This is a genomic window from Streptomyces sp. NPDC088707 (assembly GCF_044752725.1).
Lineage (GTDB): Bacteria > Actinomycetota > Actinomycetes > Streptomycetales > Streptomycetaceae > Streptomyces.
In genome coordinates this window covers 376258-402037 of sequence record NZ_JBIVLV010000008.1, presented here as the reverse complement: position 1 = coordinate 402037, position 25780 = coordinate 376258, and the positions used below count along the sequence as shown (strand labels likewise).

Below are 25780 nucleotides of genomic sequence, written 5' to 3'. Positions count from 1 at the left end.
ACAGGCCCTGGCCCACACACCGATCAGGGGGAGTTGGAAGCACCTGTGAGCACCTTGAAGAACGCGTCAGCGGATCGCCCGATCTCGCTCACCGCTCCGAGCGGCATCGACCGTGCCGCGCACCACCGCCTCGACGAGGCGTGGCTGGCGGCGGCCTGGAGCCACCCCACCACGCGGGTCTTCGTGGTCTCCGGGGGCCAGGTGCTGATCGACGACACGGCGGACGGCACGACCGAACTCGTCATGACCCCGGCTTTCGAGGCCCCGGTCACCGAGACCCACCGCTACTTCCTGGGCACGGACGCCGACGGCGTCTCCTACTTCGCGCTCCAGAAGGACTCCCTGCCCGGCCGCATGGACCAGTCCGCGCGGCCCGCCGGGCTCCGCGAGGCGGGACTGCTGCTGTCGGACCGGGACGCGGCCCTCATGGTGCACGCGGTGGCCCTGGAGAACTGGCAGCGCCTCCACCGCTTCTGCTCGCGCTGCGGCGAGCGCACGGTCATCGCCGCCGCCGGGCACATCCGCCGCTGCCAGGCGTGCGGCGCCGAGCACTACCCGCGGACCGACCCCGCGGTGATCATGCTGGTCACGGACGAGGAGGACCGGGCGCTGCTCGGCCGCCAGGTCCACTGGCCCGAGGGCCGCTTCTCGACCCTCGCCGGTTTCGTCGAACCCGGCGAGTCCATCGAGGCGTCGGTGGTCCGCGAGGTCTTCGAGGAGGCCGGTGTCACGGTCGGCGAGGTCGAGTACGTCGCCAGCCAGCCCTGGCCGTTCCCGTCCAGCCTGATGCTCGGCTTCTTCGCCCGCGCGACCTCCTCGGAGATCACCGTGGACGGCGAGGAGATCCACGAGGCCCGCTGGTTCTCCCGCGACGACCTGGCCGCCGCCTTCGAGTCGGGCGAGGTGATCCCGCCGTACGGCATCTCGATCGCCTCCCGGCTGATCGAGCGCTGGTACGGCAAGCCGCTGCCGAAGCCGGGCGACGTGATCTGAGACGTACGACACGTTCCGCGCGTACGAAGAACCCCCGGCCGGTCCGTACCGGTCGGGGGTTCCTCCTGCGCGGGGCCGGGTGGCTCAGACGCTGAGCGCCTGCTTCACCTGGGCGAGGCTCGGGTTCGTCAGGGTCGAGCCGTCCGGGAAGAGGACGGTCGGAACGGTCTGGTTTCCGCCGTTCGCCTTCTCGACGAAGGCCGCCGAGTCGGGGTCCTGCTCGATGTTGATCTCCGTGTACGCGATGCCCTCGCGGTCCATCTGGCTCTTCAGCCGACGGCAGTAGCCGCACCACGTGGTGCTGTACATCGTCACAGTGCCCTGCATGGCGAGGCGCTCCTCTTGGTTCGCTGACGGGTGCCGAGAGGGAGAACGTACGCCGTGTCCCGGCCATTCCCGGAATTCGTATGACCGCGGACGCCGCCTGTGGACAAGCCTCCGCGGCGAGCTCGGCGGACCTGGCAGCATTGGGGGGTGACAGCAGCAACGCACTCCACTCTCTTCCCGCAGGTACCGGAGACGGCCGACGCGGTGCTCGACGGGCTCGACCCGGAGCAGCGCGAGGTCGCCCTGGCCCTGACCGGCCCGGTGTGCGTCCTGGCGGGCGCCGGCACGGGCAAGACGCGGGCGATCACCCACCGCATCGCGTACGGGGTGCGGTCGGGCAGACTCCAGCCCGCCAGTGTGCTGGCCGTCACGTTCACCAACCGCGCCGCGGGCGAGATGCGCGGCCGGCTCCGGCAGCTCGGCGCGGGCGGGGTCCAGGCGCGCACCTTCCACTCCGCGGCCCTCCGGCAGCTCCAGTTCTTCTGGCCGAAAGCAGTCGGTGGCGACCTGCCCCGGCTCCTGGAGCGGAAGATCCAGCTGGTCGCCGACGCCGCGGCCCGCTGCCGGATCCGGCTCGACCGGAACGAGCTGCGGGACGTGACCGGCGAGATCGAGTGGGCCAAGGTCACCCAGACCGTCCCCGCCGACTACCCGGCCATCGTCGCCAAGGCCCACCGGGACGCCCCCCGCGACCCGGCGGAGATCAGCCAGATCTATGCGATGTACGAGCAGCTGAAGCGCGACCGCTCGGTGATCGACTTCGAGGACGTGCTGCTGCTCACCGTCGGCATCCTCCAGGACCGGCACGACATCGCCGACCAGATCCGCAGCCAGTACCAGCACTTCGTCGTGGACGAGTACCAGGACGTCTCCCCGCTCCAGCAGCGGCTCCTCGACCTGTGGCTCGGCGACCGCGACAACCTCTGCGTCGTCGGCGACGCGAGCCAGACCATCTACTCCTTCACCGGAGCCACGCCCGACCACCTGCTGAACTTCCGCACCCGCCACCCCGGGGCCACGGTGGTCAAGCTGGTCCGCGACTACCGCTCGACCCCCCAGGTCGTCCACCTGGCCAACGGACTGCTCAGCCAGGCCCGCGGCAGGGCCGCCGAGCACCGCCTGGAGCTGATCTCCCAGCGCGACCCCGGCCCCGACCCCGTCTACACGGAATACGCGGACGAGCCGACCGAGGCCGAGGGCACCGCGCGCCGCATCCGGGACCTCATCGCCGCCGGCGTCCCGGCCGGCGAGATCGCCGTCCTCTATCGGATCAACGCCCAGTCCGAGGTGTACGAGCAGGCACTCGCCGACGCCGGAGTGCCCTACCAGCTGCGCGGCGCCGAGCGCTTCTTCGAGCGCCAGGAGGTGCGGGAGGCGGGCATCGCGCTGCGCGGCGCGGCCCGCGCCGGGGGCAACGACTCCCTCCTCGACGACGCCGAGGACCTGCCCGCACAGGTCAGGGCCGTCCTCTCGACCAAGGGCTGGACCTCGCAGCCGCCCTCGGGCTCCGGGGCCGTCCGGGACCGCTGGGAGTCCCTCGCCGCCCTCGTCCGGCTCGCCGAGGACTTCGCCCGCGCCCGCTCCGGGGCCACCCTCTCCGACCTGGTCGCCGAGCTCGACGAGCGGGCCGCGGCGCAGCACGCGCCGACCGTGCAGGGCGTCACCCTCGCCTCGCTGCACTCCGCCAAGGGCCTCGAATGGGACGCCGTCTTCCTGGTCGGCCTCACCGAGGGCATGATGCCCATCACCTACGCCAAGACCGACGAGCAGATCGAGGAGGAGCGGCGCCTGCTGTACGTCGGCGTCACCCGCGCCCGGCTCCACCTCACGCTGTCCTGGGCGCTCTCCCGCTCCCCGGGTGGCCGGGCCTCCCGGCGCCCCAGCCGCTTCCTCAAGGGCCTGCGGCCCGGCTCAGGCTCCCTCGGCACGGTCGCCTCGGGCGGATCCGGCTCCTTCGAGCGGGGCGCCGCCGCCGGCCGCCGCAAGCCGCGCGGCCCCGTGCGCTGCCGGGTCTGCGGGGCGACGCTCACCGAGGCGGGCGCCATGAAGCTCATGCGCTGCGATGACTGCCCATCGGACATGGACGAGGGGCTGTACGAGCGGCTCCGCGACTGGCGTGCCGAGCAGGCCAGGGAGCTCGGCCAGCCGGCGTACTGCGTGTTCACCGACAAGACGCTGATGGCCATCGCCGAGCGGGTCCCCGCCACCGGCGGGGAGCTCTCCTCGATCTCCGGAGTCGGCGCCCGCAAGCTCGACCGCTACGGCGCCGACGTCCTGGCCATCTGCGCAGGTGGGGACGGCGGGGCGGGCCTCGACGACAGTTGAGCGAAACTCGTGGGAAAAATAGTTTGCGCCCGCCCCGTCAAGCCCCATAGGTTCTTAACCACGGAAACAGCGGCTTCTGAGAAGCCCTGTCTCTGTGCTGTACTTGTCCAAATAAACATGAGGGTCCGGCTCGCACCCGAGCCCTCCGAGACGCCGAGAGGAGGCGATTCCACGTGATCAGCAACGTCATTCAGACCAGCACCGCCAGCTTCATCAGCCGTGCCGGCTTCGTCAGCACCGCCAAAATGACCGATCGCTCCGTCGTCTCCGCCTGCTCGCTCGGCCTCTCCGCCTCGGCGTTCATTGGCACCCGTCTGCCCGTCTCCGGCCTTGCCGGTGCCGGTCTGCGGCCTGCCGTGGAGCTTCGCAATGAGCGACCGACCAAGGCACTGGAAGCAGGAGCAGCAGGCAAGGCCACGGCCTATGCCTTTGCGGCGACCGGTGCCGGCACCCAGCAGCAGACGACGACGCACGACCACAAGATGTGGGCCTTCCGTGGGCTCGAACCCTGGAGTGATCCAGTCTGATCCATGATCAGACCGGCGCCTTCAGGGCCGCGGAACCCCACCCGGGATCCGCGGCCCTTTTGTTTGTCCCCGAACGGGGACGACGACACGAGGACGCCTCGGGACAGACGCACCCCGGTACCAGCCGAAACCCCGGTCAACAGGCCGGAACGACCAGACGAGGAAAGACCACCGTGCAACTCGAAGCGCACGCCCCGTCCGTACCGCCTTCCGAATCGATCGCCCAGCCCGGCCGCCCCACGGAGGACCCCACTTTGACCCCCCTCAGCACGCTCACCGCGCTTGACGACGCCATCGAGAACCTCGGCGTCCCCGTCCCCTGTCGCGCCTACGACCCCGAGGTCTTCTTCGCGGAGTCCCCGGCCGACGTCGAGTACGCGAAGTCCCTCTGCCGGACCTGCCCCCTCGTGGCCGCCTGCCTCGCCGGCGCCCAGGAGCGGCGCGAGCCGTGGGGCGTCTGGGGTGGCGAGCTCTTCGTCCAGGGCGTGGTCGTCGCCCGCAAGCGGCCCCGTGGCCGTCCGCGCAAGAACCCGGTCGCGGCATGAGCGCCACCGGAACCATCGACCGCCCCCTCACGCACGATCCCCAGAAGCAGGCCCCGATGACCTCTTCCAGCAGCGAGCCCGCCGGCTCCGCGACCCCAGTCTTCTTCCCCTCCGCCGCGCCCACCGCGCGTCAGAACAGGACCCGTGAAATGCAACTCGCCCCAGAAGCCCTCGCCCGTGCCCATATGCACGAGCGCCACCGCGAGGCCGACGCGGAACGCCAGGCCGTGCGCCTGGTCGCCGCCCGACGCATGCAGCGCCGCGCCGAGCGCGTCTCGCTGCGCGCCCGCCGCGCGCTGGCCATGGCCGTCATGCACTGACGAACGCCATGCGGTGATCACACCGCGCCCCCAGGGGCGCCCCCACGGGGGCCGGTCCGAACGGACCGGCCCCCGCGGTGCGTTGTCGGGTCCCCGGCGCTTCGTCGGGTTATCGTCACGAGGGTGAACGACGCCCGTACCCCCGAGGGGCCCCTCGTCTGCGCGCGCTGCGGCAAGACGGCCGACACCCTGCCGCTGACCTGGACCTGTTCGGTGGAGAACGGCCGGCGCAGCTACTTCTGCGAGGACTGCGCCCGCGCCAACATCCGTGCGATCGAAGGCCGCCTCGACTCCTCCTGGTGGTGACCCCGTCAGTCCGAGGCGGCCGCCACGAAGCCCGGCAGCCACTCCTCCAGCTCGGCCCGCAGGCGCACCGTCGCGTTCAGCTGGCACAGCACCCCGATGGTGCTCAGCGTCACCCGGTGTATCAGCAGGTACGAGGGCGGCAGGTTGAGCTGCTTGCCCAACTGGTGGGCGGGGGAGCGCGGGTCGGCGATGCGGGCCGCCTGGGTGCGCATCCAGCCGCGGGTGAAGAGGAAGGACTCCGCCTCCGCCGGTTCGATGATCGGCAGCAGGTACTCCAGGACCGCGTCGGGGTCGAGCGCGACGGACTTCTTGACGAAGCCGTCCTCCCGCAGCAGCTCGTAGACGGTCTCGGCCTCACCTTCCAGCGTCATCCGCAGACAGGTGCCGATCGTCTCCGGCAGCCCGCCCGGCAGCCGGTCCACCGTGCCGAAGTCGAGCACCCCGAGCCGCCATCCCTCCGGGCCCTCGGCCTCGTCGGCGCCCGGAAGCAGCCGGAAGTTCCCCGGGTGCGGATCGGCGTGCAGCAGACCGGTGCGCGCGGGGCCCGAGAAGAGGAAGCGGGCCAGGAGCTGGCCCGCCCGGTCGCGCTGCTCCTCCGTACCGTCCGCGATCACCTCCGCGAGCGGGATGCCGTCCATCCACTCGGTCACCAGGACCTGGTCCGACCGGTGCACCACCGCCGGCACCAGCACGTCGGGGTCGTCGGCGAACTCCTCCGCGTGCGCCTGCTGGGCCGCCGCCTCCAGGGCGTAGTCCAGCTCCTCCGAGACCCGGTCCCGCATCTCGGTGATCAGCGGCTTGATGTCCATGCCGGGAATCAGCGGGCCGAGCAGCCTGGCGAAGCGGCTCAGCTGCGTCAGGTCCGCGAGCAGTGCCTCACCGGCGCCCGGGTACTGCACCTTCACGGCGACCTCGCGCCCGTCGTGCCACACGGCCCGGTGCACCTGCCCGATCGACGCGGCCGCCGCCGGCTTGTCCTCGAACTCCAGGAACAGCTCCCGCCACTCCTCGCCCAGCCGCTCTTCGAGGACGGCGTGCACGGTGCGCGTCGGCATCGGCGGCGCCGCGTCCTGAAGCTTCGTCAGGGCCGCCCGGTAGGGCCCGGCCACCTCCTCGGGAAGGGCCGACTCGAAGACGGACAGCGCCTGCCCGAACTTCATCGCCCCGCCCTTGAGCTCACCGAGCACCTTGAACAGCTGCTCGGCCGTGCGCTGCTGGAGCTCGCGGGCGACGAGCTCCGCCGATCTCCCGCCGATCCGCTTGCCCAGGCCCCAGGTGGCCCGGCCCGCGAAGCCGAGCGGCAGCGCCGCCAACTTGGCGGTCCGGGTGACCGCCTTCCGGGGAAGATCAGACATACGCCCCTCCAAAACCCAGACTGCCGTGCCGCGCAGGTCGGTTACCCCTGCCGTGCCGCGCAGGGCCGTTACCCCGCCATTGTGTCCTGCGCGCCTCCCGCTGCCGAGGCGCGCTCCCCCTCTCCGCCACGCGCCGCCCCGCAGGGGCAGGCCGGATGGGGTCTCAGCCGCTCCGCCCGCCACTCCAGCAGCGGCAGCGACGTCTCCCAGCGGGTGCCGGTGCTCGCCGGGAGGTCTCCGTCGAGGAAGGCCAGCGCGTGCGCGGCGGCGAGACCGGCCACCGCCGTCGCGAGCCCCAGGTCGCAGGCGGGCAGGGGATGCCGGGCGCCGGAGCGCCACTGGGCGAGCAGCCGCGGCCAGTCCGAGTCCCGGTCCGTCCGCTCCTCCTGAAGACACCGCGCGCACGCCGTGCCGCCCGGCAGGACGAGCGGCCCGACGACTCCCGTCGCCTCGATGACCCCGGCGTACAGATGAGGGGTCCCCGTGGTGACCCACCGCTGAGCCGGAATCGGATCGGGGACGTACGCGCCGAGACCGTCCCGCGGCGTCACCACGACGAGTGACAGCCCGACCCCGCCGGAGCCCTCACCCGGCCCGCCCGGGACGCGTGACCTCCGCCACCGGCCGACCAGCCGGCGGACCGCCGTCGCCCGGCGCTCGCCGACCGCCTCGGCCGGCAGCCCGCCCGGGGCCGTCTCCCAGGGCTCGACCCGGCCCGAGTCGACGACCTCGACCCCGCCCACGCCCGCCGCCGCGAGCAGCACCGCCACCATCGCCCCCACCCGCCCCGCGCCCCGGACCTGGACGCGCACGGCGCGCCGGGCCGCCAGGGTCCGGACCGCCCGGTCCGGCTCGGGGTGGACGACGGAGAGGGAGGCGAGATCGGCGCGGAGCGGATCGAGGGCGCTGTCCACCGCGCCGGCCGTCGGCCCGGGCCTCCCCGGCCGGCCGGTCGAGGCGTCGGCGAGGAGTCCCGCCGACTCGAGCCGCCCGAGCAGTGCGTCGAGGCGTCCGGACGGCAGGCCCAGGGTCCTCGCCTCGGCCCGGAGCAGCTCGGTGCCGCGGGTGCCGTCGAGCAGCCCGAGCAGGGTGCCCGTCGCCCGGTCGACCGGATCGAGCACCACCGCGTGCGCGGGGGTGACCCCGAACTGCACGCTGCGAAGACTCCGCCAGGCGCGCCGCAGCGCCGGTTTCACCATCGGATGCATTTCCCCCGCCCCCCATTCATGATCGACAGCTTCATGATCGACAACGGCCTTTCGCCGTCCGAGTCGAGAATGCCCCTCCGCCGTGACGGCCGCCGAAAGTTGTCCACAGGCGAGGGGATTAGTCATTCGAATCGTGTGAGGTGTGAGCGGATCGTTGCCGAAACCACTCCGGAGGCGGGACTTCCCCCGCTGACAGCGGGTAACGTCGGGGCCGTGCCCGCCGACCCACAGCGCAGCGTGACCGACAAGCCGCACCGCGGTGCGGGGACGAGTGCGGTCGAGGTCCGCAGAAGCCCACGACGGAGCAGAACCGTCTCGGCCTACCGCGAGGGCGACCGGACCGTGGTGCTGATCCCGGCCCGGATGTCCGAGGCCGAGGAGCGCCGCTGGGTCGGCGTGATGCTGGACAAACTCGCCGCGCAGGAGAGCCGCAGCGTCCTCGGGGACCGCGAGCTGACCGAGCGGTCGCTGCGGCTGTCCGAGCAGTACTTCGGCGGCCGGGCCCGCCCCAGCTCCGTGCGCTGGGTCACCAACCAGAACACCCGCTGGGGCTCCTGCACGCCCTCCGAGGGCAGCATCCGCCTCTCCCACCGGCTCCAGGGCATGCCCGAGTACGTCGTCGACTACGTCCTCCTGCACGAGCTGGCCCATCTGCTCGTCCCCGGGCACGGCCCCGGGTTCTGGCGGCTCCTGGAGGCGTACCCCCGCACCGAGCGGGCCCGCGGCTACCTGGAGGGCGTGGTCGCCGCCGAGCGCCTGCCGCACCTCCCGGGCGCTCGCGAGGAGTGACCCCGTCCGCTTGCCTGGAGTCCCGTCGTCCGCTCGCGGGGAGTGACCCCGGCGGCACGCGCGCGTGACCGGGGTTTCCCGATTCGGTACCGAAAACGACCTGCGCTGTCTCAATGTCGCACTCAGCGGCTAGCCTGGCGCGAGCATTCGCCATTCGGGATGGGGGACGGTCGTTACGCATGGCCAGGGAATTCCAACGCGGCCACAAGGCCAAGATCAGTGATCTCACCGCGGGTACCGATCTGTACATCGGTGTGCAGATCGCGGCGCCCGGACTGACCTTCGACATCAGCTGTTTCGGACTCGACGCGGACGAGCGTCTCTCCGACGACCGCTACTTCGTCTTCTTCAACCAGCCGAAGACGCCCGAGGAGTCCGTCCAGCTGCTCGGGGCGCAGTCCGGTGACACCGAGTCCTTCCGCGTGACTCTCGACCGCATCCCCGCCACCATCCACAAGCTGTCGTTCACCGCGACCATCGACGGCGCCGGCCAGATGTCGCAGATCGGCCCCGGCCACCTGCGGATCGTGGCGGGCGGCGAAGAGGTCGCCCGGTACGCCTTCACCGGCGCGGAGTTCAGCACCGAGCGCGCGGTGATGCTCGGCGACTTCTACCTCAAGGACGTGTGGCGCTTCGCCGCCGTCGGCCAGGGCTTCGACGGTGGCCTCGACGCGCTCCTGCGGAACTTCGGCGGCGAGGTCGCCGAGGAGGAGCCCGCCGCCCCGCAGCAGGCCGCGCCCGGCTTCGCCCCGCCGCCGCAGGCGACGGCGCCCCCGGCGTTCGGCGCCCCCGCGGCCCCGGCGCCCGCGCCCGCCTTCGGCGCGCCTCCGGCACCCGCACCTGCTCCCGCGCCCGCCTTCGGCGCGCCTCCGGCGCCGCCCGCGCCCGTGCCGCCCGCGCAGCCGGTGCACACCCAGCCGACCATGGTGGCGCCGATGGCGCCCGCCCCGGTCCCGCCGCCCGCACCGGCCCCCGCCCCCTACGGGCAACAGCCTCCCGGCTACGGCCAGGTCCCGGGACAGCCTCCGGGCCAGTACCCCGGCCAGGTGCCGCCGCAGGCGCCCGGCCCGTACCCCGGTCAGCAGCCGCCGGCGCCCGGATACGGCCAGGCCGCCCCCGCCCCGTACGGTCAGCAGCCGTCGTACGGCCAGCAGCCCGGCGTCCCGCAGGGCGTCCCGGCGACCGGAGCGGGCCTCGCCGCCGCGCTGGCGCCGTACAAGGAGACCCCCACCGGCGCCCGCTGGACCCCGCAGAACCAGCAGCTCATGCGGGTCGACCTGGCCATGGGCGGCATGCCCGTCCTCGCCCGGCAGGGCTCCATGGTCATGTACCAGGGCAAGGTCGACTTCTCCCACAAGGGCGCCGGCTTCACCGGCCGGATCGTCGGCAACGCCACCGGCCAGGAGATGCAGCTGATGCGCTGCACCGGCCGCGGCCAGCTCTTCCTCGCCGAGGAGGGTGCCCACCTGCACCCGATCGAGCTCCAGGGCGACGGCATCTGCGTCTCCGCGGAGAACGTCCTCGCATTCGACGAGTCCCTGCAGTACGAGGTGCGGCGCATCGAAGGCCACGGCATCCCCGGCGGCGCCCTGTTCACCATGCAGTTCCAGGGCACCGGCACCGTCGTCGTGAAGACCCACGGCGTGCCCGTGGTGCTGCCCGTCACGCCGACCACCTTCGCCGACTGCAACGCGGTCGTGGCGTGGTCCTCCGCGTCCCAGGTCATCCTCTCCAGCCAGGTGCGGCTCCGCCGCAACGCCTACCCCGGCCACAGCGGAGAGACCGTGAACCTCCAGTTCCGGGGCGCCCCCGGCAACTTCATCGTCGTCCAGCCCTACGAGGTCTGAGGGAGCCCGAAGTCATGAACCAGCAATTCGCGGGCTACGCCCCGACCCCCGTCGCGGCCCGGATGCAGAACCACGGCCGCGCCATGCTCCAGGTGGCCATGGCCTCCGGCCAGGACCTCTACGCCCGGACCGGCTCGATGGTCTCCTACGAGGGCTACATCACCTACGAGCCGAACCCGCCCGCCGCACGCCAGGTCGCCCAGCAGTGGATCACCGGCGAGGGCGCGCCCCTCATGAAGTGCTCCGGCGACGGACTGCTCTACCTCGCCGACTACGGCGCCGACGTCGTCGTGATCAACCTGCAGAACGACTCGATCTCGGTCAACGGCACCAACCTGCTCGCCTTCGACGCGCACCTCCAGTGGGGCGTCGAGCGGGTCAAGGGACTCGCCAAGTTCGCCGGGCAGGGCCTGTTCAACGTCGAGATCGCCGGCACCGGCTGGGTCGCCCTGACCTCGCGCGGCACCCCGATCGTCGTCGACTGCGGCCGCGGCGACGACGAGACGTACGTCGACCCCGACGCGCTCGTCGCCTGGTCGCCGTCGCTCAAGGTCAAGGGCAAGCGCAGCTTCAAGGCGTCCTCCCTCATCGGGCGGGGCAGCGGCGAGGCATTCCAGATGGCCTTCTCGGGCCAGGGCATCGTCGTCGTACAGCCGAGCGAGGACAGCACCGACCGCCTGCGGGCCCGGGGCTGAGGGGGAGCGAGAACACACCATGCAGAGCCCGCTTTTCAACCACGCCGAACAGCAGAGCCAGGAGCGGTACGTCATCCAGAACCCGCAGCTCCTGCGGGTCAGCCTCACCGGGCAGGACGACGTCCTCGCCCGCAAGGGCGCCATGGTCGCGTACCAGGGACTCGTCGACTTCGACGGCGAGTACAAGACCCCCGGCCAGCGCCGGGCCCAGGCCCGCACCGGTGAGGGCCTCGACCTGATGCGCTGCTCCGGCCAGGGCACGGTCTACTTCGCCAACCTCGCCCAGTACGTCCACGTCGTGGACGTCGAGCAGGAGGGCCTGACCGTCGACAGCGCCTACGTCCTGGCGCTCGACTCGACCCTCCACACCGAGGTCATCGCCGTCGACAGCCAGTACGGCGTCTCCGGCACCGGCAAGTACCAGCTCAACATCTCCGGCCGCGGCAAGGTCGCCCTGATGACCTCGGGACAGCCGCTGATGATGCAGGTCACGCCCGAGAAGTACGTGAGCGTCGACGCGGACGCCATCGTCGCCTGGTCCACCGGGCTGCGCGTCCAGATGCAGGCGCAGACGCACAGCTCCAGCGTCCGCACCCGCCGCGGCAACACCGGCGAGGGCTGGGAACTCAGCTTCCTCGGCCAGGGCTTCGCGCTCGTCCAGCCCAGCGAGGTCATGCCCCCGCAGAACGTGGCCATCGGCCAGGGCATCGCCGCCCAGTTCGGCGCCGGACAGCACGGCTCCCACGCCCAGAACCAGAACAACGCCTGGAACTAGGCACCGGACGGACGTGAGGGGCGGTCGGCATGCCGACCGCCCCTCACGCGCGCGTGCCCTACGCGAGCCGCGCCAGCGTGCTCTCCAGGAGACGGACCACCGACGTGTCCGCCACGCCCGCCACCTCCTCGTACGAGAACCAGCGCAGGTCCAGCGACTCCTCGCTGATCTGCTCCACCGCACCCGCCGGGGCCAGCGCGGCGTACTGCACGTCCAGGTGCCAGTGGCAGGGCGCCGGGATCGGATGCCGGTCGAGCCGCACCGGGCCGCCCGGCAGCAGGGTCAGCCCCGTGATCCCCGACTCCTCGGCGGCCTCCCGCAGCGCGGCCGCCTCGACCGTCGCGTCACCCGCCTCGCAGTGACCACCCATCTGCAGCCACATGCCCAGCTTCTTGTGCAGGGTCAGCAGCACCCGCCCGCGCGCCGGGTCGACCACCAGCGCGCTGGAGGTCAGGTGCCCCGCCCCGCAGGGCTTGTACATGCCGTCCGGATGCGCGTCCAGGTGCGCCAGATACAGGTCGCGCAGCTCCGGCTGGTCCTCGTACCCCTTGAGGACGAGGACCGCGTCGTCGTGCAGAGTCACTCCTTGCCGTCCCCGTCTTCCGGGGCGTCGCCCTTGGCCGCCTCGCCGAGCATCTTGTCGATCTCGGAGAAGTCGAGGTGCTCGCGGTGCACGAAGCCGTCCGGGTCGTCCAGGTCGGTCGCCGTCGGCAGCATGTCCGGGTGCTCCCACAGACCGTCGCGGCCGTCGACCCCGCGCGCGTCGGTCAGCGACGCCCACAGGCGCGCCGCGTCCCGCAGCCGCCGCGGCCGCAGTTCGAGACCGATCAGCGTGGCGAAGGTCTGCTCGGCGGGACCGCCCGAGGCCCGGCGCCGGCGCAGCGTCTCGCGCAGCGCGTCCGCCGACGTGAGGCGCGACTTGGCGGCCTCGTGGACCACCGCGTCCACCCAGCCCTCGACCAGGGCGAGCGCCGTCTCCAGACGGGCCAGTGCCGCCTTCTGCGCCGGCGTGTCCTCCGGCTGGAACATGCCCTGCTGGAGGGCCTCCTGAAGCTGCTCCGGGTGGGTCGGGTCGAGCTGGCCCACCGCCTCCTCCAGCTTCGAGGTGTCGACCTTGATCCCCCGCGCGTACCCCTCGACCGCGCCGAACAGATGCGCGCGCAGCCACGGCACGTGGGCGAAGAGGCGCTGGTGCGCCGCCTCGCGCAGCGCCAGGTAGAGCCGCACCTCGTCGGAGGGCACGCCCAGGTCCTTGCCGAAGGCCTCGATGTTCAGCGGCAGCAGCGCGGCCCGGCCCGCGGGCCCGAGCGGCAGACCGATATCGGTCGAGCCGACGACCTCACCGGCGAGTGCACCGACGGCCTGCCCGATCTGCTGGCCGAACATGGCGCCGCCCATGGAGCGCATCATGCCGATCAGCGGGCCCGCCATGGCCTGCATCTCCTCCGGCAGGACGTCGCCCATCGCCGAGCCGACCCGCTCGGCGACCGGGTCCACGAGCTGCTGCCACGCCGGCAGCGTCGCCTCGACCCACTCCGCGCGGCTCCACGCCACGGCCGTGCTCGCGCCCGAGGGCAGCGAGGTCACACCGTCCAGCCACAGGTCGGCGAGGCGCACGGCCTCCTGGACCGCGGCCTTCTCCGCCGGGCCCACGCTGGCGTCCTTGGTGCCGTCCGCGGTGCCCTGGGCCACCACCTGGCGCGCGATCTGCTTGGCCATGTCCCAGTTCACGGGACCGCCCTCGTAGCTCAGCATCTGGCCGAGCTGCTGGAAGGCCGCACCGAGATCGTTGGGGTTCAGCGAGCCGAACATCGCCGCGAACGGATTGTCCGCGCCGCTCTGACCGCCCAGCCCGCCCATGCCGGGCAGCCCGCCGAAGCCGAACGGGTTCGCGCCGAACGGATTGCCGCCGCCCTGGCCCCCGGACCCCTGGCCACCTCCGGCGGGGTCCTTCTTCCTGCCCTCGTCGCCGTCCTCCGGCTCCTCCGGCGGAAGGCCGAATCCGAATGGGGTGTCACTCACAGGTTTCCTCGGCTCGTAGGGCCGCCGGCCTCCTGCCGACGGCGACTGCCCGACCAGGGCCTGTCCAGACAGGCCCCGCACACCACCAGCGTAGACATCCGGGCCGGAAATGGGCTCGGTGCTCCGCCGGGCCGTGCCCTGCGGCAGGATGGACGCCACCTGGTCCGTACGCGTCATCCGTGTACGTACTGAAGACAACCGCTGGAGACGCCCGGTGAGTTCCCCAGATCCACAGGTTCGCGGAGCGCGAAACCTCTCAACCCGGTCCGCCGCGCGCGGCCCCGTCGTCGCGGTCACCGGTGCCGCTTCCGGCGTCGGCGACCTGCTGACCAGGCGCCTCGCCGCGTCCGACGAGATCAAGAAGGTCGTCGCCATCGACGAGCGCAGGGGCGAGGTCGCCGAGGCGCAGTGGCACATCCTCGACGTGCGCGACCCGGCCATCGCCGAGAAGCTGCGCGGCGCGGACGTCGTCGTGCACCTCGCCGTCGATCTCGACCTGGAGACCGACCCCGCCGCCCGGACGGCCTACAACGTGCGCGGTACGCAGACCGTGCTGACCGCCGCGGCCGCCGCCGGGGTCCACCGGGTGGTGCTGTGCACCTCCGCGATGGTCTACGGCGCGCTGCCCGACAACGACATCCCGCTCTCCGAGGACGCCGAGCTCAGGGCCACGGCGGAGGCCACCGGCGTGGGCGACATGCTGGAGATCGAGCGCCTCGGCCGCCGGGCCCCGCGCGCGCACCCCGGCCTCCACGTCACCGTGGTCCGCCCGGCCGTCCTCGTCGGCGGTACGGACACCGCGCTGACCCGCTACTTCGAGTCGCCCCGGCTGCTCGTCGTCGCAGGCTCCCGGCCCACGTGGCAGTTCTGCCACGTGGAGGACCTGGTCAGCGCCCTGGAGTACGCGGCCCTGGAGAAGGTCGAAGGGGAGTTCGCGGTCGGCTGCGAGGGCTGGCTGGAGCAGGAGGAGATCGAGGAGCTCTCCGGGATCCGGCGCATGGAGCTGCCCTCCGCCGTCGCCCTCGGCGCGGCGGCCCGGCTCCACCGGATCGGCCTCACCCCGTCCCCGGCGGGCGACCTCGCGTACACGATGCACCCGTGGGTGGTCAGCGTCGGACGCCTGCACGACGCCGGATGGCGGCCGAAGTGGACGAACGAGGAGGTCCTCGCGGCGCTCCTGGAGGAGGTCGAGGGCCGTCACACGGTCGCCGGCCGCCGACTGGGCCGCAAGGACGCCACGGCGGCGGGCGCGGCCGGTGCGACGGTGGCCCTGCTCGGTACGGCGGCGCTCGTCCGGCAGATGCGGAAGCGGCGGGGGATCTGACCGGGGCGGGGCACGGCGGTCTGTAGGACCCTCCTACGGCGGCCGCCGACGACCGGTCGAAACCGCTATTCCGGGATCCCGCGCGCGTACGGCACGATGGACGCATGGCACCGACGTCGTTTGACCACCCCGGCGAGCAGGCCGCCGCCGATCCGATCAAGCTCCTCGCGATCCGGGAGACCCCGCTCTCCCTCGACGAGGTCTTCCGGGCGGTCGGGGACGACGCCTCCGGCGGCACCACGCTCTTCGTGGGCACCGTGCGCAACCACGACGGCGGCGCCGACGTCGACGGGCTGGGCTACTCCTGCCACCCCACCGCCGAGGCGGAGCTGCGCCGGGTGGCGGAGAAGGTCGCCGCCAACCACCCGGTGCGCGCGCTGGCCGCCGTGCACCGTGTGGGTGACCTGGTCGTGGGCGACATCGCGGTGATCGTGGCCGTCTCCTGCCCGCACCGCGGTGAGGCCTTCGAGGCCTGCCGCAAGCTCATCGACGACCTCAAGCACGAGGTCCCCATCTGGAAGCACCAGACCTTCTCGGACGGCACCGAGGAGTGGGTCGGGGCCTGCTGAGGAAGCCCGTCACCCCTGGTCCGGGGGTCCCCCGGCCGGAGGGTGGGGGAGGGCCGGCGCCCGCTGACCGGGCAAGCCGACGCGCCGACAGGGTGTAGCCGGACGCCCGATTTGCGTAACCGCCCCCCAGGCGCGAGCGTTGACCCCACAGATGACAGAGTCTGCTGATCAACTCACTGGGGATGGGAGGTCGGGATGGCAGCGCTGGCCTGGTTGCTGATTCCGCTTTTCGCAGTCGTCGGCGCGGCGATATGGGGAAGCTGGGCTTCGAGGAACAAGACGATAGGTGACGTGGCCGAACTCGCCGGGTACGCACGCTTCCGGGACGCGATGGAACGCGCCCACACCACGACCCCCGATTCCGCTCGTGCCGAGCGCGAACCGGCCGCCGCCACGGGCGGCGCCGCCACCTCGCCTTCGAGCTGACGCCGGCCCGCCCCGTACGGACCGCCCCAGGGGTGCACCCACAGGCGAGTCCCGTACTGTCGTTCCATGCCACGCCGCACCGCGACGATGCTCGCCTCCACCCTGGTCCTGATCTGTCTGCTCATCGCGGGCGTCCTGATCCCGGTGCCGTACGCGGAGATGAGCCCGGGCCCCACGGTCAACACCCTCGGCGAGGCCAGGGGAGAGCCCGTCCTGCACATCGAGGGACGGAAGACCTACCCGACCGACGGGCACCTCAACATGACGACGGTCCGCGTCACGAGCGCGGACTACAAGATGAACGCCGTCGAGGCCGTGTACGGCTGGCTGGCCCACGACAACGTGGTGGTGCCCCACGACACGCTCTACCCGGACGGGAAGACCGAGGAGGAGTCGAGCCAGGAGAACGCCGAGGAGTTCAGCCAGTCCCAGGAGAGCGCCAAGGTGGCCGCCCTCAAGGAACTGAACATCCCGGTCGTCTCCCGTGTCGTCGTCGGCTCCGTGATCAAGGGATCGCCCTCCGAGGGCAAGCTGCACGCCGGTGACGTGATCAAGGCCGTCGACGGGGTGGCGATCGCCGCGCAGGCCGATGTCGCCAAGCAGGTCGTGAAGCGGAAGCCCGGCCAGGACGTCGAGTTCACGATCGTCCCGGCCAAGGAGGCGGCCGCCGCCGAGAAGGCCCGCAAGGAGCCCACCGTCACGAGGAAGGTGGTCATCACGACCACCACCTCCGAGGAGGGCGACCGGGCCGTCGTCGGCATCCAGGCCGGCACCGACCACGTCTTCCCGTTCACGATCGACATCAACCTGGCCGATGTCGGCGGCCCCAGCGCCGGGCTGATGTTCGCGCTCGGCATCGTCGACAAGCTCACCCCCGAGAGCCTCACCGGCGGCCGCTTCATCGCCGGCACCGGCACCATCGACGACGCGGGCAAGGTCGGCCCGATCGGCGGTATCGAGATGAAGCTGGTCGGCGCGCGCAACGCCGGCGCCCGGTACTTCCTCACCCCGGCCGACAACTGCGAGAACGCCGCGAGGGACACTCCCGACGGGCTCACCCTCGTCAGGGTGGACACCATCGACGACGCCACGAAGTCCCTGGAGAAGCTCCGCGCGGGCGACACGAAGTCCCTGCCGAGCTGCTCGAAGAGCTGAGCGCGTATGGGAGACGCGTCCGTACGTGAGGCGCGTCGGTACGTGAGAAGGGGCGTCCGGTCACCGACCGGACGCCCCTTTCCGCTGTGGTGCGGAGGCCGCGCTGTGGCGCGGAGGTCAGCTCTCGAAGGTCGCCGCCAGCGCCTCGGCGAGGCCCGGCACCAGGTCGGGGCCGGTCAGGACCTCGGTCGCGGTGTCCTTCTCGCGGAGCCGGATCGCCGCCTCGCGGGCGCCGCCGCGCAGCACGGCCACGGTCATCCGTACCTCCTGGCGGTCCGGGTGGGCGGCCACCCACTTGGCGAGCTGCTTCTCGTTCAGGCCCTGCGGGACCTGGGCCTCCGCCGACGGGGGCAGCATGAGCCGCTCCACCGTCATGGCGCAGCCGGCCACGCCGGCCGGCCAGGCGATCGTGCCGAGGAATTCGTCGAGGGGCTTCCCGCGCGGCAGCTTGTCCTGCTCGATCGGGGTGTAGGCGGTGGCATCGTCACCCAGGCCCAGCTGGGAGGCGAGCGCGGGTTCCTTGGCGCGCAGCCGTGCGGTGTCGACCAGGGCGAACAGACGGGCCGGCTGGTCCCAGCCGAGGCCCGCCGCGTACTCGTCGATCTCGAGCACCGCGCGGGTGAGGGGGCTCGCGGCCATTGCCGGGCCGGAGGGGGAAACGTTGGACATGACCAATATCCTGCCTCCTCTTCCCCTGAACACGGGAACTAGGTAAAGCCTCAGTAAGTTGCACCATTGGGCTCTACGATCGCTGGGCCTGCTTTCAGACGCATCAACATCGAGGGGCGCACGTTGGCTTTCCAGATGCCGGACCGCGGCGGTAGCCCGTCCGGGCCAAGGATGAGAGTCGGCCGGCCGTCCCGGCGGGCCCGTACCCTGCTCATGACACTCGGGGTGCTGGCCGTTCTGGCCATGGCGTTCGTGATGTTCGCCGGGTTCTGGACGGACTGGCTCTGGTACCGCTCGGTCAAGTACTCGTCCGTGTTCACGACCACGCTGTGGACCAAGATCGGCCTCTTCGCCGTCTTCGGTCTGCTGATGGGGCTCGCCGTCGGCCTGAACATCTGGCTGGCGTACCGGCTGCGGCCGCCGCTCAGCGCGATGTCGCTGGAGCAGCAGAGCCTCGACCGGTACCGGATGGGACTCGCCCCGTTCAAGAAGTGGGTGCTGCTCGCGGTCACCGCCCTGGTGGCGCTGATCGCCGGCGCCTCCGCCTCGGGCCAGTGGCGCACCTGGCTGATGTGGGTCAACGGCGTGAAGTTCGGCGAGAAGGATCCGCAGTTCGGGCTCGACGTGTCGTTCTACGCGTTCGACCTGCCCTGGTACCGGTTCCTGCTCGCCTTCGGCTTCGCCGCCGTCGTCCTGTCGCTGATCGCCGCCGCGCTCACCCACTACCTGTACGGCGGGCTGCGGATCACCAGCCCGGGCGCGCGGGCCACCGCCGCGGCCACCGGCCACCTGTCGGTGCTGCTCGGCGTCTTCGTGGCGCTGAAGGCCGTGGCGTACTGGCTCGACCGGTACGGCCTGGCGGTGAAGTCCAGCGACTTCAAGGCCACCGGAAACTGGACGGGCCTGCGGTACGTCGACGCCAACGCCTACCTGCCGGCGAAGACCATCCTGTTCTGCATCGCCGCGATCTGCGCCGTGCTGTTCTTCGCCACGCTCTGGCGCCGCACCTGGCAGCTGCCGGTGATCGGCTTCGGTCTGATGGTGCTCTCCGCGATCCTGATCGGCGGCCTGTACCCGGCCATCGTGCAGAAGTTCCAGGTCCAGCCGAACGAGCAGGCCAAGGAAGCGCAGTACATCCAGAAGAACATCGACGCGACCCGCAAGGCGTACGCGATCGACGGGACGAAGCTCGAGAACTACTCGGGCAAGTCGACGGTGAAGGCCAAGGACCAGCTGCGCAGCAACGCCGACTCGGCGGCCAGCTACCGCGTCCTCGACCCGAACATCGTGTCGCCGACGTTCCAGCAGCTGGAGCAGAAGCGGAAGTACTACCAGTTCCCGACCACCCTGGACGTGGACCGGTACACGGGCAAGGACACCGTCGTCGGTCTCCGTGAGCTCAACATCAAGGGCATCCCGAAGCGGAACTGGATCAACGACCACTTCACCTACACCCACGGCTACGGCGCGATCATGGCGTCGGGCACGCAGACGGACGCCAACGGCTCCCCGATCTTCACCGAGGCCGGACTGCCGACCACGGGGATGCTCGGCTCGTACCAGCAGCGGATCTACTACGGCGAGAAGACCGACCAGTACTCGATCGTCGGCGGCCCGCAGAAGGAGCTGGACTACGAGGAGAACGGCGAGAAGACCACCAGCTACGAGGGCAAGAGCGGGGTCAACCTCTCCAACACCTTCAACCGCGCGGCCTACGCGGTCGCGTTCAGCGAGCCGCAGATCCTCTACTCGGGGGCCATCGGCGAAGGCTCGCGGATCCTCTACAACCGCACGCCCAAGGAGCGCGTCGAGGCCGTCGCGCCCTGGCTGACCATCGACGGCGACGCCTACCCGGTGGTCGTCGACGGCCGCATCCAGTGGGTCATCGACGCGTACACGACGACCAACGGCTACCCGTACGCCTCGCGCACCACGCTCGGCGACACCACGGCCGACTCGCTGACCGTCGGGAACCAGCAGCGCGCGGTCGTCGCCCAGCAGAACCAGGTCAACTACATCCGCAACTCGGTGAAGGCCACCGTCGACGCCTACGACGGCACGGTGAACCTCTACCAGTGGGACACCCAGGACCCGGTCCTGAAGACCTGGATGAAGGCGTTCCCGGGCACGGTCAAGGCCAAGTCCGAGATCGGCGGCGACCTGATGAAGCACCTGCGGTACCCGCAGGACATGTTCAAGGTCCAGCGTGAGCTGCTGACCCGCTACCACGTCACCGACCCCGCGCAGTTCTACAGCGGCTCGGACGCCTGGCAGGTGCCGGACGACCCGACCAACAAGGACGGCAACGCGGTCCCGCCGTACTACCTGAGCATGAAGATGCCCGGGGACACGGCGCAGCGCTTCTCGCTGACGACGACGTTCACGCCGAACGGGCGGCCCAACCTGGGCGGCTTCATGGCGGTCGACGCCGACGCCACCAGCAAGGAGTACGGGCAGCTGAGACTGCTGCGGGTCACCGAGGACGTGCCGGGCCCCGCGCAGGTGCAGAGCAAGCTCAACGGTCTGCCCTCGGTCGCCACCTTCGTCCGGGACATGAAGGGCGCCGACTCCGACATCCAGTACGGCAACCTGCTGACCGTCCCGCTCGACGGCGGGTTCCTGTACGTGGAGCCGGTGTACGCCCAGGGACGCAACGCGCTCTACCCGCTCCTGAAGAAGGTCGCGGTGTCGTACGTCGACGCGGACCAGCCGGAGGGTGACACGACCAAGGACACCACGGTGTTCGAGGACAACCTCACCAAGGCGCTCAACGCGGTCTTCGGGGTGGACGCGCCGACCACGCCGCCGCCCACCTCGCCGACGACCCCGCCGGGCACCACCAACCCGCCGCCGGCGTCCAACGACGCCGCGCTCAAGCAGGCGATCTCGGACGCCCAGAAGGCGTACGACGCGGGCGAGGCGGCTCTGGCGAAGGGCGACTGGACGGCGTACGGCAAGGCCCAGGAGGACCTCCAGGCGGCGCTCCAGCGCGCCGCCGAGGCCGGGGCGAAGCTCAAGACGCCGGGATCAAGCGGCTGACCTGAGGTTTTCCACCTCGCGACCGTGGTACGGTTGGTTTACCGACGCGGGGTGGAGCAGCTCGGTAGCTCGCTGGGCTCATAACCCAGAGGTCGCAGGTTCAAATCCTGTCCCCGCTACTCAGAGGACGAGGGCCCGGATCCATAAGGATCCGGGCCCTCGTCGTGTGTCGGCGTGCGCGGGGGGCCCGAAGAGCGGTAGGGAAGGGGCGAGTTGGCGTGAGTCGTGTTTGACTTGTCTCTCTGTGGGCATGTCGACAAAACGCTGAGTGACCTCACTGGCTGCGGTATACCAGGTGTGCTCGGGTTGCGGGTGGTGCGACGATGGTATTTATGGGGGACAGGGCAACTCTGTTGGAGACAGGGCGGTTTGTGCAGCGGCATGCCAGGAACGCCGCGGACGAGATCATCGAGGCAGCAGGGGCCGTCGATGCGGCCGCCGACACCACCGCCGAGACCGACACCGAGAACGAGACCGAGACCGAGGCCCGCCACCGGCGTGCCGCCGAGCGCGGCGACCTCGCCTCGATGAGCGCGCTCGGCGCGCTCCTGCTGCGCCGCGGCGACCTCGACGGCGCCGAGCCCTACCTGCGCGGCGCCACCGCCGAGGGCGACCGGGCCGCCGCCAACAACCTCGGGGTCCTGCTGCACCAGCGCGGCTACGCCGAAGAGGCCGCCGGCTGGTGGCGGGTCGCCGCCGTCGCCGGCTCCGCGCCCGCCGCCCACGCCCTCGGCCGCCACCACCGCGAGCGCGGCGACGAGCCGGCCGCCGAGTACTGGCTGCGCCAGGCCGCCGAGCAGGGCCACGCTCTCGGCGCGTACGCCCTCGCCGACCTCCTGGAGCACCGCAGCGACGTCGGCGCCGAGCGCTGGCTGCGCGCCGCCGCCGAACAGGGCCACCGCGAGGCCGCGTACCGGCTCGCCCTCGCCCTGGAGCGCCGCGCCACCGAGACCACCCGCGGCCCGCACGACACCGGCACCCGGCTCCGGGTGCCCGGCACCGGCGCGCTCGTGCCCACCGGTGCGCCCACCACCGCCCCGGCCGCCACGGGCACCGACGCCGCGGCCGGCCGGGCCGTCGGCGAGCCCGGGGGCGAGCCCACCGAGGCCGAGCAGTGGTTCCGGCAGGCAGCCGCGCGCGGTCACCGGCGCGCCGCGCTCCACCTCGGCGCCATCCTGGAGCACCGCGGCGAGCTCAAGGAGGCCGGCCGCTGGTACCTCAGCTCCGCCAAGGAGGGCGAGGCCAAGGCCGCCTGCGCGCTCGGCTTCCTGCTCCGCGACGCGGGCGACGAGGAGAGCGCCGCCGTGTGGTGGCTGCGCGCGGCCCAGGACGGCGACGGCAACGCCGCCAACGCCCTGGGCGCGCTGCACGCGGCCAGGGGCGAGCAGCAGACCGCCGAGCGCTGGTACCGGGCCGCCATGGACGCGGGCGACGTGAACGGCGCCTACAACCTCGGGCTGCTCTGCGCCGCCCAGGACCGCATCCCGCAGGCCGAGCAGTGGTACCGCAGGGCCGCCTACGCGGGCCACCGCGAGGCCGCCAACGCGCTCGCCGTGCTGCTCCTCCAGGCCGGCGACGCCAACGGCGCCGAGCCCTGGTTCTCCAAGGCCGCCGAGGCCGGCAGCGTCGACGCCGCGTTCAACCTCGGCATCCTCCACGCGGGCCGCGACGACGACCGTACGGCCCTCGTCTGGTACGAGCGGGCGGCCGCCGCCGGGCACACCGAGGCCGCCCTCCAGGTCGGCATCGCCGCCCTCAGGGACGGCGACGAGCGCACCGCCGAGCGGCACCTGCGCTGCGCGGCCGGTGGCGGCAGCGCCGAGGCCGCCTTCCGGCTCGCCTCGGTGCTCGACGCGCGTCGCCCCGACCCGGGTCCGGCCGTCCTCGGCGCGCCCCGGGAAGAGAAGACCGAGTGCGAGGAGTGGTACGAGCGGGCGGCCCAGCAGGGCCACCGGCGTGCCCAGGTGCGGGTCGGCATGCTCGCCGCCGGGCGCGGCGACCTGGCCGAGGCCGACCGCTGGTACCGCGAGGCGGCCGAGGCCGGCAGCCGCAACGGCGCCTTCAACCTCGGGCTGCTGCTCGCCCGCGAGGGCAGCGAGCGCGAGGCCGCCCTGTGGTGGACCAGGGCCGCCCGGGCCGGCCACGGGCGCGCCGCGCTCCGGCTCGCGCTGCTCGCGGCACGCCGCGGGGAGCTGACCGAGGGGCGCCGCTGGTGCGCCCGCGCGGTGGAGCTGGGTCCGGCGGAGGTCGCGGAGCGGGCGGCGCGGCTGAGCGAGGCACTGCATCAGGAGCTGACCGCGTGACGGCGGCCTGAGGGCCGCGTCCTTATGGATTTGCGCTGGTCGAGCGGCGTCCCGTAGAGTCGAGTCTACCGACGCGGGGTGGAGCAGCTCGGTAGCTCGCTGGGCTCATAACCCAGAGGTCGCAGGTTCAAATCCTGTCCCCGCTACTCAGTAGCAACGAAGGCCCGGATCCAGTCACTGGATCCGGGCCTTCGTCGTTCCCGTGGCTGCGCGAGGAAGGCCCCCGCCGGAGCGGGGGCCTTCCTCGCGCGTCAGGCAGTCGTCGCGCAGCTCGGGCAGATGCCGCGGTACGTGACCTCGACGTTCGAGATGGTGAAGCCGAAGCGCTCGGCGTCCGGCAGGTCCGCCAGCGGGTCGCCGGCCGGGTGGACGTCCCGGATCGCGCCGCAGCGGCCGCAGACCAGGTGCTGGTGCGGCCGGTGGGCGTTGGGGTCGTAGCGCTTGGCGCGGCCGTCGGTCGCGACCTCGAGGACCTCGCCGAGGGTGACCATCTCGCCCAGCGTGTTGTAGACGGTCGCGCGCGAGATCTCGGGAAGTCGCGCCACGGCGCGTGCGTGGACCTCGTCGGCGGTCAGGTGCACATGATCCCCGTCGAGGACCTCGGCCACGACGCGTCGCTGGGCGGTCATCCGCCAGCCGCGTCCGCGCAGTCGTTCCAACAGGTCACTCATGGGGGCCAGGGTAACAGTCGCGGCCTCGGGTTCCCGAACAGGTGTGACTTTGGATGGGCACTTGACTTAGACAATGTCTATTGTAGGATCTGGTACGGCAGACAGGACAGGATGCAGGAGGCGCACGTGACGCAGGGACCGCTCACCACGGAGGCCGGCGCGCCGGTCGCCGACAACCAGAACAGCGAGACGGCGGGCGTCGGTGGTCCGGTCCTGCTCCAGGACCAGCTCCTGTTCGAGAAGCTCGCCCACTTCAACCGTGAGCGCATCCCGGAGCGCGTGGTCCACGCGCGCGGTGCGGGCGCCTACGGCACCTTCACACTCACCCGCGACGTCTCGCGGTGGACCCGGGCCGCGTTCCTGTCCGAGGTCGGCAAGCAGACGGAGACGTTCCTGCGCTTCTCCACGGTCGCGGGCAATCTGGGTGCGGCCGACGCGGTGCGCGACCCGCGCGGCTGGGCGCTGAAGTTCTACACCGAGGAGGGCAACTACGACCTCGTCGGCAACAACACCCCGGTGTTCTTCATCAGGGACGCCATCAAGTTCCCCGACTTCATCCACACCCAGAAGCGCGACCCGTACTCGGGCTCTCAGGAGGCGGACAACGTCTGGGACTTCTGGGGCCTCTCCCCGGAGTCGACCCACCAGGTCACCTGGCTCTTCGGCGACCGGGGCATCCCCGCCTCGTACCGCCACATGAACGGCTACGGCTCGCACACCTACCAGTGGAACAACGAGGCCGGCGAGGTCTTCTGGGTCAAGTACCACTTCAAGACCGACCAGGGCATCAAGAACCTCACCCAGGACGAGGCCAACCGCCTCGCCGGCGAGGACCCGGACTCGCACCAGCGCGACCTGCGCGAGGCCATCGAGCGCGGCGACTTCCCGACCTGGACCGTGCAGGTCCAGATCATGCCCGCGGCCGACGCCGCGCAGTACCGCTTCAACCCCTTCGACCTCACCAAGGTGTGGCCGCACGCGGACTACCCGCCGATCGAGATCGGCACGCTGGAGCTCAACCGCAACCCGGAGAACATCTTCGCGGAGGTCGAGCAGTCCGTCTTCAGCCCGGCGCACTTCGTGCCCGGCATCGGCCCGTCCCCGGACAAGATGCTCCAGGGCCGCCTCTTCGCCTACGGCGACGCCCACCGCTACCGCGTCGGCATCAACGCCGACCACCTGCCGGTGAACCGCCCGCACGCCACCGAGGCGCGGACCCACTCCCGTGACGGCTTCCTCTACGACGGCCGCCACAAGGGTGCGAAGAACTACGAGCCGAACTCCTTCGGCGGCCCGTCCCAGACGGACCGGCCGCTGTGGCAGCCGGCCCCGGTCACCGGTGTCACCGGAAACCACGCCGCCGCCGTCCACGCCGAGGACGACGACTTCAGGCAGGCGGGCGACCTCTACCGGCTGATGTCGGAGGGCGAGAAGGGCCGACTGGTCGACAACCTGGCCGGCTTCATCGCCAAGGTCTCGCGCGACGACATCGCCGAGCGGGCGATCGGCAACTTCCGCCGGGCGGACGAAGACTTCGGCAAGCGGCTGGAGGCCGCGATCCAGGCCCTGCGCGGCTGAGGGCGCCTGCCG

24 protein-coding genes and 2 tRNA genes are annotated in these 25780 nt (G+C 71.8%); 19 read left to right on the top strand and 7 right to left on the bottom strand.

What is annotated here, in order from left to right:
* Positions 1-45: 45 nt before the first annotated feature.
* Positions 46-993, top strand: coding sequence for an NAD(+) diphosphatase (gene nudC / locus ACIP84_RS25385; RefSeq protein ID WP_401800492.1), 948 nt, complete (start codon positions 46-48; stop codon positions 991-993).
* An 84-nt stretch (positions 994-1077) separates the two neighbouring features.
* On the opposite strand, the gene ACIP84_RS25380 is transcribed toward nudC, so the two are convergent.
* A complete protein-coding gene (locus tag ACIP84_RS25380) occupies positions 1078-1320 on the bottom strand; it encodes a mycoredoxin (protein ID WP_073912119.1) in 243 nt (80 codons plus the stop codon).
* 147 nt (positions 1321-1467) lie between these two features.
* Here ACIP84_RS25380 and ACIP84_RS25375 point away from each other — a divergent pair, with 147 nt between their 5' ends.
* The 5 genes from ACIP84_RS25375 (at position 1468) to ACIP84_RS25355 (ending at position 5343) form a co-directional block, all read left to right on the top strand.
* Entirely contained in the window at positions 1468-3645 is a 2178-nt protein-coding gene (locus tag ACIP84_RS25375) for an ATP-dependent DNA helicase UvrD2 (protein WP_355962456.1), read from the top strand.
* Between the two features lie 245 nt (positions 3646-3890).
* The gene (locus ACIP84_RS25370) at positions 3891-4172 is read left to right on the top strand and encodes a hypothetical protein (RefSeq protein WP_355962562.1); all 282 of its coding nucleotides are present in this window, start codon (positions 3891-3893) and stop codon (positions 4170-4172) included.
* 173 nt (positions 4173-4345) lie between these two features.
* The gene (locus ACIP84_RS25365; protein WP_030320770.1) at positions 4346-4717 is read left to right on the top strand and encodes a WhiB family transcriptional regulator; all 372 of its coding nucleotides are present in this window, start codon (positions 4346-4348) and stop codon (positions 4715-4717) included.
* Positions 4714-5037: a hypothetical protein gene (locus ACIP84_RS25360; RefSeq protein ID WP_355962459.1), complete on the top strand. Its 324-nt coding sequence runs from the start codon at positions 4714-4716 to the stop codon at positions 5035-5037. Before ACIP84_RS25365 ends, ACIP84_RS25360 begins: the two co-directional genes overlap by 4 nt.
* Positions 5038-5160: 123 nt before the next feature.
* A complete protein-coding gene (locus ACIP84_RS25355; protein ID WP_055600984.1) occupies positions 5161-5343 on the top strand; it encodes a hypothetical protein in 183 nt (60 codons plus the stop codon).
* A gap of 5 nt (positions 5344-5348) precedes the next feature.
* Here the strand turns inward: ACIP84_RS25355 and ACIP84_RS25350 are convergent, their stop codons facing one another.
* Entirely contained in the window at positions 5349-6698 is a 1350-nt protein-coding gene (locus ACIP84_RS25350) for an ABC1 kinase family protein (RefSeq protein ID WP_401800488.1), read from the bottom strand.
* Positions 6699-6766: 68 nt separating this feature from the next.
* A complete protein-coding gene (locus ACIP84_RS25345) occupies positions 6767-7906 on the bottom strand; it encodes a TOMM precursor leader peptide-binding protein (protein ID WP_355962466.1) in 1140 nt (379 codons plus the stop codon).
* A gap of 213 nt (positions 7907-8119) precedes the next feature.
* Between ACIP84_RS25345 and ACIP84_RS25340 the strand changes: the two genes are divergently transcribed.
* The 4 genes from ACIP84_RS25340 (at position 8120) to ACIP84_RS25325 (ending at position 12012) form a co-directional block, all read left to right on the top strand.
* Complete coding sequence (locus ACIP84_RS25340) at positions 8120-8695, top strand: M48 family metallopeptidase (RefSeq protein ID WP_187622408.1); 576 nt, start codon at positions 8120-8122, stop codon at positions 8693-8695.
* A gap of 179 nt (positions 8696-8874) precedes the next feature.
* Complete coding sequence (locus ACIP84_RS25335; protein WP_401800485.1) at positions 8875-10542, top strand: TerD family protein; 1668 nt, start codon at positions 8875-8877, stop codon at positions 10540-10542.
* Positions 10543-10556: 14 nt separating this feature from the next.
* Positions 10557-11237: an AIM24 family protein gene (locus ACIP84_RS25330; RefSeq protein WP_355962471.1), complete on the top strand. Its 681-nt coding sequence runs from the start codon at positions 10557-10559 to the stop codon at positions 11235-11237.
* A 19-nt stretch (positions 11238-11256) separates the two neighbouring features.
* Positions 11257-12012: an AIM24 family protein gene (locus ACIP84_RS25325; RefSeq protein WP_355962473.1), complete on the top strand. Its 756-nt coding sequence runs from the start codon at positions 11257-11259 to the stop codon at positions 12010-12012.
* Between the two features lie 58 nt (positions 12013-12070).
* Here ACIP84_RS25325 and ACIP84_RS25320 read toward each other — a convergent pair whose 3' ends face one another.
* A complete protein-coding gene (locus ACIP84_RS25320; RefSeq protein ID WP_355962476.1) occupies positions 12071-12595 on the bottom strand; it encodes an NUDIX hydrolase in 525 nt (174 codons plus the stop codon).
* Positions 12592-14034 carry a zinc-dependent metalloprotease gene (locus ACIP84_RS25315; RefSeq protein WP_355962478.1) on the bottom strand — a complete coding sequence of 481 codons (1443 nt, stop codon included), beginning with the start codon at positions 14032-14034 and terminating at the stop codon, positions 12592-12594. Before ACIP84_RS25315 ends, ACIP84_RS25320 begins: the two co-directional genes overlap by 4 nt.
* A gap of 214 nt (positions 14035-14248) precedes the next feature.
* On the opposite strand from ACIP84_RS25315, the gene ACIP84_RS25310 reads away from it, so the two are divergent.
* The 4 genes from ACIP84_RS25310 to ACIP84_RS25295 all read left to right on the top strand — a co-directional run bounded on the left by ACIP84_RS25310 (position 14249) and on the right by ACIP84_RS25295 (position 17508).
* Positions 14249-15358, top strand: a complete 1110-nt coding sequence (locus tag ACIP84_RS25310) for an SDR family oxidoreductase (RefSeq protein WP_355962479.1) — start codon at positions 14249-14251, stop codon at positions 15356-15358.
* 104 nt (positions 15359-15462) lie between these two features.
* The gene (locus tag ACIP84_RS25305) at positions 15463-15927 is read left to right on the top strand and encodes a molybdenum cofactor biosynthesis protein MoaE (RefSeq protein ID WP_401800481.1); all 465 of its coding nucleotides are present in this window, start codon (positions 15463-15465) and stop codon (positions 15925-15927) included.
* Positions 15928-16122: 195 nt separating this feature from the next.
* A complete protein-coding gene (locus ACIP84_RS25300; RefSeq protein ID WP_355962484.1) occupies positions 16123-16353 on the top strand; it encodes a hypothetical protein in 231 nt (76 codons plus the stop codon).
* Positions 16354-16419: 66 nt separating this feature from the next.
* Positions 16420-17508 carry a PDZ domain-containing protein gene (locus tag ACIP84_RS25295; protein WP_355962486.1) on the top strand — a complete coding sequence of 363 codons (1089 nt, stop codon included), beginning with the start codon at positions 16420-16422 and terminating at the stop codon, positions 17506-17508.
* 117 nt (positions 17509-17625) lie between these two features.
* Here ACIP84_RS25295 and ACIP84_RS25290 read toward each other — a convergent pair whose 3' ends face one another.
* Positions 17626-18177, bottom strand: a complete 552-nt coding sequence (locus ACIP84_RS25290) for a PPA1309 family protein (protein WP_030320796.1) — start codon at positions 18175-18177, stop codon at positions 17626-17628.
* Between the two features lie 135 nt (positions 18178-18312).
* Between ACIP84_RS25290 and ACIP84_RS25285 the strand changes: the two genes are divergently transcribed.
* From ACIP84_RS25285 to ACIP84_RS25270, 4 genes are all read left to right on the top strand, one after another.
* Positions 18313-21216, top strand: a complete 2904-nt coding sequence (locus ACIP84_RS25285; protein ID WP_401800547.1) for a UPF0182 family protein — start codon at positions 18313-18315, stop codon at positions 21214-21216.
* 45 nt (positions 21217-21261) lie between these two features.
* A tRNA-Met gene (locus ACIP84_RS25280) sits at positions 21262-21335 on the top strand.
* Positions 21336-21539: 204 nt separating this feature from the next.
* Positions 21540-23519, top strand: coding sequence for a tetratricopeptide repeat protein (locus tag ACIP84_RS25275; RefSeq protein WP_401800479.1), 1980 nt, complete (start codon positions 21540-21542; stop codon positions 23517-23519).
* Between the two features lie 72 nt (positions 23520-23591).
* Positions 23592-23665 (top strand) — tRNA-Met (locus ACIP84_RS25270).
* Positions 23666-23770: 105 nt separating this feature from the next.
* Here ACIP84_RS25270 and ACIP84_RS25265 read toward each other — a convergent pair.
* Entirely contained in the window at positions 23771-24190 is a 420-nt protein-coding gene (locus ACIP84_RS25265; protein ID WP_073912157.1) for a Fur family transcriptional regulator, read from the bottom strand.
* Positions 24191-24301: 111 nt separating this feature from the next.
* Here ACIP84_RS25265 and ACIP84_RS25260 point away from each other — a divergent pair, with 111 nt between their 5' ends.
* Complete coding sequence (locus tag ACIP84_RS25260; RefSeq protein ID WP_401800476.1) at positions 24302-25768, top strand: catalase; 1467 nt, start codon at positions 24302-24304, stop codon at positions 25766-25768.
* Positions 25769-25780: the final 12 nt, after the last annotated feature.

Excerpts from the sequence above, each read along its gene's own strand:
- ACIP84_RS25380 (WP_073912119.1), bottom strand. The coding sequence starts at position 1,320 with ATGCAGGGCACTGTGACGATGTACAGCACCACGTGGTGCGGCTACTGC.
- ACIP84_RS25370 (WP_355962562.1), top strand. The coding sequence starts at position 3,891 with ATGACCGATCGCTCCGTCGTCTCCGCCTGCTCGCTCGGCCTCTCCGCC.
- ACIP84_RS25360 (WP_355962459.1), top strand. The coding sequence starts at position 4,714 with ATGAGCGCCACCGGAACCATCGACCGCCCCCTCACGCACGATCCCCAG.
- ACIP84_RS25350 (WP_401800488.1), bottom strand. The coding sequence starts at position 6,698 with ATGTCTGATCTTCCCCGGAAGGCGGTCACCCGGACCGCCAAGTTGGCG.
- ACIP84_RS25345 (WP_355962466.1), bottom strand. The coding sequence starts at position 7,906 with ATGCATCCGATGGTGAAACCGGCGCTGCGGCGCGCCTGGCGGAGTCTT.
- ACIP84_RS25335 (WP_401800485.1), top strand. The coding sequence starts at position 8,875 with ATGGCCAGGGAATTCCAACGCGGCCACAAGGCCAAGATCAGTGATCTC.
- ACIP84_RS25330 (WP_355962471.1), top strand. The coding sequence starts at position 10,557 with ATGAACCAGCAATTCGCGGGCTACGCCCCGACCCCCGTCGCGGCCCGG.
- ACIP84_RS25325 (WP_355962473.1), top strand. The coding sequence starts at position 11,257 with ATGCAGAGCCCGCTTTTCAACCACGCCGAACAGCAGAGCCAGGAGCGG.
- ACIP84_RS25305 (WP_401800481.1), top strand. The coding sequence starts at position 15,463 with ATGGCACCGACGTCGTTTGACCACCCCGGCGAGCAGGCCGCCGCCGAT.
- ACIP84_RS25300 (WP_355962484.1), top strand. The coding sequence starts at position 16,123 with ATGGCAGCGCTGGCCTGGTTGCTGATTCCGCTTTTCGCAGTCGTCGGC.
- ACIP84_RS25295 (WP_355962486.1), top strand. The coding sequence starts at position 16,420 with ATGCCACGCCGCACCGCGACGATGCTCGCCTCCACCCTGGTCCTGATC.
- ACIP84_RS25290 (WP_030320796.1), bottom strand. The coding sequence starts at position 18,177 with ATGTCCAACGTTTCCCCCTCCGGCCCGGCAATGGCCGCGAGCCCCCTC.
- ACIP84_RS25285 (WP_401800547.1), top strand. The coding sequence starts at position 18,313 with ATGCCGGACCGCGGCGGTAGCCCGTCCGGGCCAAGGATGAGAGTCGGC.
- ACIP84_RS25275 (WP_401800479.1), top strand. The coding sequence starts at position 21,540 with ATGGTATTTATGGGGGACAGGGCAACTCTGTTGGAGACAGGGCGGTTT.
- ACIP84_RS25265 (WP_073912157.1), bottom strand. The coding sequence starts at position 24,190 with ATGAGTGACCTGTTGGAACGACTGCGCGGACGCGGCTGGCGGATGACC.
- ACIP84_RS25260 (WP_401800476.1), top strand. The coding sequence starts at position 24,302 with ATGCAGGAGGCGCACGTGACGCAGGGACCGCTCACCACGGAGGCCGGC.